Here is a 6,887-nt window from a genome sequence, read left to right as displayed (position 1 = left end):
CGTCGTCCAGGCGTCCGCGCCGCTGTTCGACACCAGGACCGCACTGGCCCGCGCCGAGGAACTCATCCGCGAGGCGGTCACCGGCCGGGGGGCGGAGATCGTGGTCCTGCCCGAGGCGTTCATCGGCGGCTACCCCAAGGGCCTGGACTTCGGCATCACGGTCGGCAGCCGCACCCCGGCGGGCCGCGAGCTGTTCCGGCGCTACCACGCCGCGGCCATCGACGTCCCCGGCGGGCCCGAGGTCGCCGCCCTGGCCGCGCTCACGGGCGAGCTCGGCTGCCACGCCGTCGTCGGCGCGGTCGAGCGCCAGGGCGGGACGCTGTACTGCGTCGCCCTCTTCTTCGGCCCTGACGGCTACCTGGGCCTGCACCGCAAGCTCATGCCGACCGCCGCGGAACGTTACCTGTGGGGCCAGGGCGACGGCTCCACCCTCCCCGTCGTCGACACCGGGACCGCCCGCCTGGGCGCGGGCATCTGCTGGGAGAACCTCATGCCGCTGTTCCGCACGGCGATGTACGCCAAGGGCGTCGAGGTGTGGTGCGCGCCGACCGTGGACGACCGCGACACCTGGCAGGTCACCATGCGGCACATCGCCATGGAGGGCCGCTGCTTCGTGCTCGGCGCCAACCAGTTCATGCGCGGCGACGCCCTGCCCGCCGACCTGCGTCCCGTCCAGGGGAACGCGCCGGACACCGTGCTGATCGGCGGCGGTTCAATGATCGTCTCGCCGCTCGGCGAGGTCCTCGCGGGGCCGCTACGCGACGGCGAGGGCATTCTGACCGCCGAGCTCGACCTCGACGACCTCGCGCGCGCCCGCTTCGACTTCGACCCCGTCGGCCACTACGCGCGTCCGGACGTGTTCGCCCTGCACGTGGACGAGTCGGCCCGCCCTGCCGTCTCGGGAGGCTGACCGGGTCAGCGCGGAGCGCCGGTGAGGGAACGGGCCAGGCGGCGGGCCGCGTCGTCGTCCACCGGGGCGTGGCCGAGCGGCAGGCGGTGGCACATCAGTCCGAACGCCTGGTCCACCAGCAGGTCGAGGTCGCTGTCCGCGGGCAGCCCGCCCTGCGCGAGACCACGGGCGAGCAGGGCGCGCAGCTCGTCCCGGCGGCCGGTGGTGAACTGACGCAGCCCCTCGGCGGCCACCGGGTCGCGCTGGGCCTCGGCCATGATGCCGCGCGGCAGACCGCTGACCTCGGCGGCGGTGCGGAAGGTGGTGGTCAGGAAGGTCTCCAGGTCGGCGGCGAACACGCCCGTGTCCAGGCCGGGCGTCTGCTGCCTGGCCCGCTCGGCCATGGCCTCCAGCAGCACCGCCCCCTTGGACGGCCACCAGCGGTAGATCGTGTGCTTGCTGACCCCGGCGGCCTGCGCGATGGCGTCGATCGAGACGGCCGCGTGGTCGTGCGCTGCGAGCAGGTCGGCGGCACGCTTCGCCTGACCTTCGCCGCTCAAGGTGTCCGCTGAGTGCGCTCACTGCGCGCCGGGTGAATAAGGGAGGATTTTTGGGGATTTGCCGCCTAGCAGTGTGGGCCCGGCCTGCGGTGTCATGGGGCTGAGGACTCTTTCGCGGGGGGTGTCACCCATGGTGTCCGCGCCCGGTCCGCTCAAGCCCGGCCCGTCCGAGACCCGCCTGTCCCAGCCCGGCCCGTCCGAGAGCTGCCTGTCCGAGATCGGCCCGTCCGAGAGCTGCCTGTCCCAGCCCGGCCCGTCCGAGAGCTGCCTGTCCGAGATCGGCTCGTCACGCCTCGGACGCCGCCCGGTCGTCGCGATCGTGTGCTCGGCCGGCGGGCTCGCCGCGACCACGGCGGTCCTGTCCAAGCTGCCGCCCGGCCTGGACGCCGCGGTGATCGTGCTCCAGCACCTCGCGCCGGAGCGCGACAGCTACCTGCCCGAGATCCTCGACCGGCGTACCGGCCTGCCGGTGGCGGCGGCCCGCGACGGTCAGCCGCTCGTCCCCGGGCACGTGTCGGTCGCCCCGCCGGGACGGCACCTGCTGGTGCGCGCGGACCGGCGGCTGTCCCTGATCGACTCCGGGCCGTTCCCGCCGTCCCGTCCCTCGGCGGACCTGCTGTTGGTGACGCTGGCCCTGGCCGCGGGGCCCGACGCCATCGCGGTCGTCCTGTCGGGCAAGGGCAACGACGGCGCGACGGGAGCCACGGCGGTGCACCGGTTCGGCGGCACCGTGATCACCACCGACGCCGCCACCAGCGACTTCTTCGACATGCCCGAGGCGTGCGGCGCGCGGGACGCCGTCGTGGACCACGTCGTGCCGCTGGACGAGGTGGCCCCGCTGCTGGTCGGCCTGGTGGCCCCGGCCTGAGCGCGGCGCTACAGTGTCCGGCCGGAGGTGTCCCCGATGATCCCCGCCGGCCTCGCCGCCGCCTACGACGCCATGGCCGCCCGTTACGCCGGGTCGATCCCCGCCCGCTACCGGGAGAATCCCCTGCACCACGCGATGACCACCGTCTTCGCGGGCCTGGTGCGCGACGCCGGCCCGGTGGCGGACGTGGGCTGCGGCCCCGGCCACGTCACCGCCCACCTGCGCGCCCTCGGCGTGGACGCCTACGGCGTGGACCTGTCGCCGCGGATGGTCGCGCTCGCCCGCGAGGGCCATCCCGGGCTGCGTTTCGACATCGGGACGATGGAGGCGCTCGACGCCTCCGACGGCTCCCTCGCCGGGGTCGTCGCCAACCAGTCGATCATCCACACCCCGCCGGAACCGCTGGCCGAGGCCCTGGCCGAGTTCCGCCGCGTGCTCGCGCCCGGCGGCCACCTGCTGCTCGGCTTCCCCTCCTACGACGGCGACGGGCCGGCCGAGGCGTACGACCACCAGACCTATCCCGCCTATCGCCACTCGGCCGCCCGGGTGGCCGGGCTGCTGGCCGGCATGGGGCTGCGCGAGGTGGCCCGGATGGCCGTCGCCCCGGGTGAGGACCCGAAACGCGGTTTCGAACAGGTCTACCTCCTGACCCGCCGCGGCTGAGCGGGCGAGGGGCTCCGTTGACCGGCCCCGTGAAGATCAAGTACGCTACCCGGCTTCGTCCCAGCCGTCACCCTGGCATCCACGGAGCCCTCCATCAACAACTGGCCGAACCGACTCGGATCACGTGCGAACGAACGGCTGTTCCTCCCGCTGCGCGTCTCCTCCCTGGCCGACTGGACCCACCCGCTCGCCTCGGCCGCGGACGTGCTGCGTCCCGCGCTCGGGGGCGCCCCGCTGCCCGCCGCGATCGTCGATGCGGTGCTGGCCGGCGGCGATCCCGAGCAGCTCGGCCTGCTGTCCGTCAACGCGCGGCTGCTCGCCGACCGGCCCGGCCTGCACGACCGGCTCGCCGCCACCGGCAGCGCCGCGGTCGCGCGGACGGCCCTCGCCCTGGACCGCCACGGGCAGCGGGAGTGGCCGCTGCGTGTCCGCCGCCAGGTGCTGGCCGCCGCCCGGGGAACGGACTGGGAAGGGCCCGACGGCGTGGTCACGGCGCTGCTGAAGACGTCCGATCCGGAGCGGTTGCGGGCCGCCGTGGCCTGCCCGCTGCCGGGGGTCGCGCGCAGCGTGCTCGACGTGGCGCGCGGCCGGCTGACGCGGGCGGAGCAGCTTCGCGCCCTGCTGACCGTGCACGACTTCGACGGCGGCCTCGCCGCCCTGCGGCTGCTGGAGGACGCGTCCTGGCTGCGTCCGGAAGCCGCCGGAGCCGTGCGGGAGACGCTCGCCCGTGGCGAGGCCGGGCCGCTGCGGGAGGCGTCCGGGACGGCGGAGGGCACGGACGGGCTGGTCGAGGAACTGCTCGACACGGCGCTGCCGGACCGCGCGCAGCACCTGGCGCTGCGCGACGCGGTGGACTGGGACCGGGTCACGGCCGTGGGCCGGTCGTTCGACGAGGTCGCCGCCGCCGCGCTGGCCGCGCGTCCGGACTGCCCGGATTCGGTGCGCGCCGCCCTGTACGGCGTGCACGGGGTGGCGGTGGCGACGCACGCGGCCCGCGTGGACGCCGGGATGTTCTCCCTCACGCCCGGCGGGGCGCGCGCCGCGAAGGCGGTGGCCGTCCTGGTCCGCCGCGTGCTGGACGAGGGTTTCCCGCCGGGAACGGCCCCGGTGGCGGGACCGGTCGCCGTGGTCCTGGAGGTGGCGCGGCCGGCCGCGTCGGTGCTGGAGGCGGTGCGCCAGCCGCCCGGGGACGCCGGCCCGGCCTGGCGGGAGCTGGGCGAGGCGCTGTCCGCGCTGGTGCGCGACCGGCTGGGCGCGGACGTCGAGGCGTGGCGGACGTCGCGCGCCCGGCTGCCGCGCTTCGGCGGCACCGTGACCGAGCTGCTGTGCGAGCCCCCGCCCGGCCGCTCCCCCGCCCGGCGGACCGGGGACGGCTGGCCGGGCGGGGCCGCCATGCCGGACTCGGAGCGTTCCGCCTCGGTGAGCGGCGCGCGCTCGGCCTTCCTCGCCCTGCTGGACGCCGCGCCCCCGGCCGCCCATCCGGCCCTGCTGCCGCACCTGGACGATCGCACCGTCTGCGACCTGTTCGGCCACGGGCGGTGGCGTCCGGAGTGGATCGACCTCGCGACGGCCTCGCCCGACCCCCGCCACGTGCGGGTGCTGGCGACCCGCGGCTCGCTCACCGCCGAGGCCATCGGCGTGCTGATGCGCCTGAACGACCCGGCCGTCAACGCCCGCCTGTTCCTGCGCGCCGGCGCCACCGCACCGCAGCGCGAGCAACTGCTGTCGGGACGCCCCGCCGGCGGCACGGGAACGACGGGAACGCTGCCGCCGGCGCGGGAGCTGGTCGAGGCGCTGCTGAAGCGCACCGCCGGCTGGCGGGCCCGCGACGCGGTGGACTGCGCCGACCTGGAGCTGCAGCGCCACATCCTGATCCACGTCCGGGTCCGCGGCATCGTCCCGCAACTGCGGATGTTGCTGAACCTGTGGGAGCGGCACGGCGTGCGGGCGCTGATCGACCTGCTCGACAACGAGCCGGCGGCGGTCTCCCACACCCGCCTGATCATCCGCAGGGAGGTCCGCGCCCGCGTCACCAGGCTGCTGGCCCGCGACGACCGCGCGGCGGCGCTGGCCGAGCTGCGGGAGCGGGTCGCCGAGGGCGAGACGGCTGATTGGCAGGTCGCCCAGTTGCGCGCGACGGACTTCTCCGGGGCCGCGCTGTTCGCGGAGGCCCACCCGTGGCACTGGCCGGAGATCCTGGCCGAGCACGCCCGGGAACCGCTGCCCGGCCCGGCGCTGCAGGGGCTCGGCAAGATCCCCGAGTGCCCCGAGGAGCTGCGGGTCCAGGCGGAGGCGCACGGCCACGACAGGGCTCCGTCGGAACTGCTCGCCCTCGTGGCGGCGGGGAGCGCGCCCCGGGACCTGTTGCGCGACAGACGGCTCGTCGCCGACGTGGTCACCTGGGCGGAGCACGCGATCAGAACCGGTGACCTCACCTGGGACGACGTGCTGGAGCACGCGCGACCGGCCCGTTCCGTGCTCCAGCTCTGGGGCGGCGAGGAGTTGCGGGACCTGTTGACGCCGCTGGTCCGCGCCTGCCTCGACCCCGCCCCGGAGTCCTGGGTGCTGGCCCTGCGCATGCTGCCCGACTTCTCCGGCTCGGTGGCCGAGCTGTTCCGTACCGCGGCCACGGCGTCCGGCGTCGGGATGGGGGCGCGATGAGCCGCCCGGACCTCGATCCGTCTTTCCGCGACGCCCGGCCGCTGGTCGAGGCCGCCGACGTGGCCGACTGGTCCCGGCCCCTGTCGGGTGTCCCCGGCCTGCTGGAGGAGGAGCTCCGGCAGGGCCGGGCGATCCCGGCCAGGCTGCTGGAGGACGCGCTGGCGCTGCGCGAGCCCCGTTTCCTGGAGGCCGTCCTCAAGAACGACCGGGTCTGCGGCGAGCCCGCCATGCTGGACCGGATCGCGGAACTGGCGCTGACGGGCGACGTCACGCCGCTGGTGCGCCCGCTGATGGACCGCCGCCTGCTGAGCCGCGCCGGCGTGGCGGAACGGCTGGCCGACACCGGGCACCCCGACGTCGCCGACCGGGCGCACACGCAAGGGGCCTTCGGATGGAGCTTCCGGCTGCGCCGCCGGGTCCTCGCCGCCGCCGGGCCGGGCGAGGCGGCGCGGCAGGCGCGGGCGATGCTCGGCCGTCAGGACCGGCTGTCGGCCGCCGACCAGCTCTACGCGCTGCTCGTCCTGCACGAGTGCGGGGAACCGCTGTCGGACGTCGCCGCCGACCGGCTCGATCCGGAGGTCGCCGGCGTGCTGTCCGCCGTGCTCGACGCGGACGACGCCGGCGCGCTGCGTGCGGCGGCGGAGCGGGCCATGGGCTCCGAGGGGCTCGTCGCGGAGCTGTACACGCCGCCCCAGCGGGACCTGCCCGGTCACGGGATCTCGCTCGCGCTGCGGGAGCCGCTGGACTGGGCCGCGCTGACCGCCGCCGCCCGCAGGAAGGCGTTCCCCAAGGACGCCTCCGCGGCCGTGACGGCGCATCCCGGCTGCCCCGCCGAGCTGCGTGACCTGCTCTACGCCCGGCATCCGGTGGCGGTCGCCGAGCACGCGGCCCGCCTGGACCTGGGCCTGGTGGCCGCGGCGTGCGCCAGGCGCAGCCGGCCCAAGGCGGTGCGGACGCTGATCCGGCGCGGCCTGGGCCGGGGCCTGGACGGCGCGGCGCTGGCCGCCGAGGCCGCTCCCGCCGTGGCGGTGCTGGAGGCGATGCGGGTCCGGCCCGAGGGCGACGCGGCGGCGGGCCGGGAGTGGGAGCGGTTCGCCGCGGCGCTGGCGGGGCTGGTGCGGGAGCATCTGGGGGACGACGTCCGCGCCTGGCGCTCGGCGCGCGCCCTGCTGGGCGACTTCGCGGGCAACATCCCCGAACTGCTCGCCCAGGCCGCGGCCACCGCCCCGGACGAGCCGAACCCCCC

At 76.2% G+C, this 6,887-nt stretch carries 6 protein-coding genes; 5 read left to right on the top strand and 1 reads right to left on the bottom strand.

From position 1 onward, the window contains the following. Positions 1-910 (top strand): nitrilase-related carbon-nitrogen hydrolase (locus tag FAF44_RS51145; protein ID WP_237110755.1); only part of this gene is annotated, 910 nt, incomplete at its 5' end. 5 nt (positions 911-915) lie between these two features. Here FAF44_RS51145 and FAF44_RS51140 read toward each other — a convergent pair. After that, positions 916-1,449, bottom strand: a complete 534-nt coding sequence (locus FAF44_RS51140; protein ID WP_237110754.1) for a TetR/AcrR family transcriptional regulator — start codon at positions 1,447-1,449, stop codon at positions 916-918. Positions 1,450-1,579: 130 nt separating this feature from the next. Between FAF44_RS51140 and FAF44_RS51135 the strand changes: the two genes are divergently transcribed. The 4 genes from FAF44_RS51135 to FAF44_RS51120 all read left to right on the top strand — a co-directional run. After that, positions 1,580-2,317 carry a chemotaxis protein CheB gene (locus tag FAF44_RS51135; RefSeq protein WP_237110753.1) on the top strand — a complete coding sequence of 246 codons (738 nt, stop codon included), beginning with the start codon at positions 1,580-1,582 and terminating at the stop codon, positions 2,315-2,317. Positions 2,318-2,353: 36 nt separating this feature from the next. Beyond that, on the top strand, positions 2,354-2,980 hold the full coding sequence (locus tag FAF44_RS51130; protein ID WP_237110752.1) for a class I SAM-dependent methyltransferase: 627 nt from the start codon (positions 2,354-2,356) through the stop codon (positions 2,978-2,980). Between the two features lie 204 nt (positions 2,981-3,184). Further along, positions 3,185-5,641: a hypothetical protein gene (locus FAF44_RS51125; protein ID WP_237110751.1), complete on the top strand. Its 2,457-nt coding sequence runs from the start codon at positions 3,185-3,187 to the stop codon at positions 5,639-5,641. Continuing rightward, positions 5,638-6,887: hypothetical protein (locus FAF44_RS51120; RefSeq protein ID WP_237110750.1), on the top strand; the 1,250-nt coding region annotated here is incomplete at its 3' end. The genes FAF44_RS51125 and FAF44_RS51120, both read left to right, overlap by 4 nt.

This window comes from Nonomuraea sp. MG754425, assembly GCF_021699195.1.
Lineage (GTDB): Bacteria > Actinomycetota > Actinomycetes > Streptosporangiales > Streptosporangiaceae > Nonomuraea.
Note: the sequence above shows the minus strand (reverse complement) of the source record. Positions and strands in the feature narration are given on the sequence as shown.

Excerpts from the sequence above, each read along its gene's own strand:
- FAF44_RS51130 (WP_237110752.1), top strand. The coding sequence starts at position 2,354 with ATGATCCCCGCCGGCCTCGCCGCCGCCTACGACGCCATGGCCGCCCGT.
- FAF44_RS51135 (WP_237110753.1), top strand. The coding sequence starts at position 1,580 with ATGGTGTCCGCGCCCGGTCCGCTCAAGCCCGGCCCGTCCGAGACCCGC.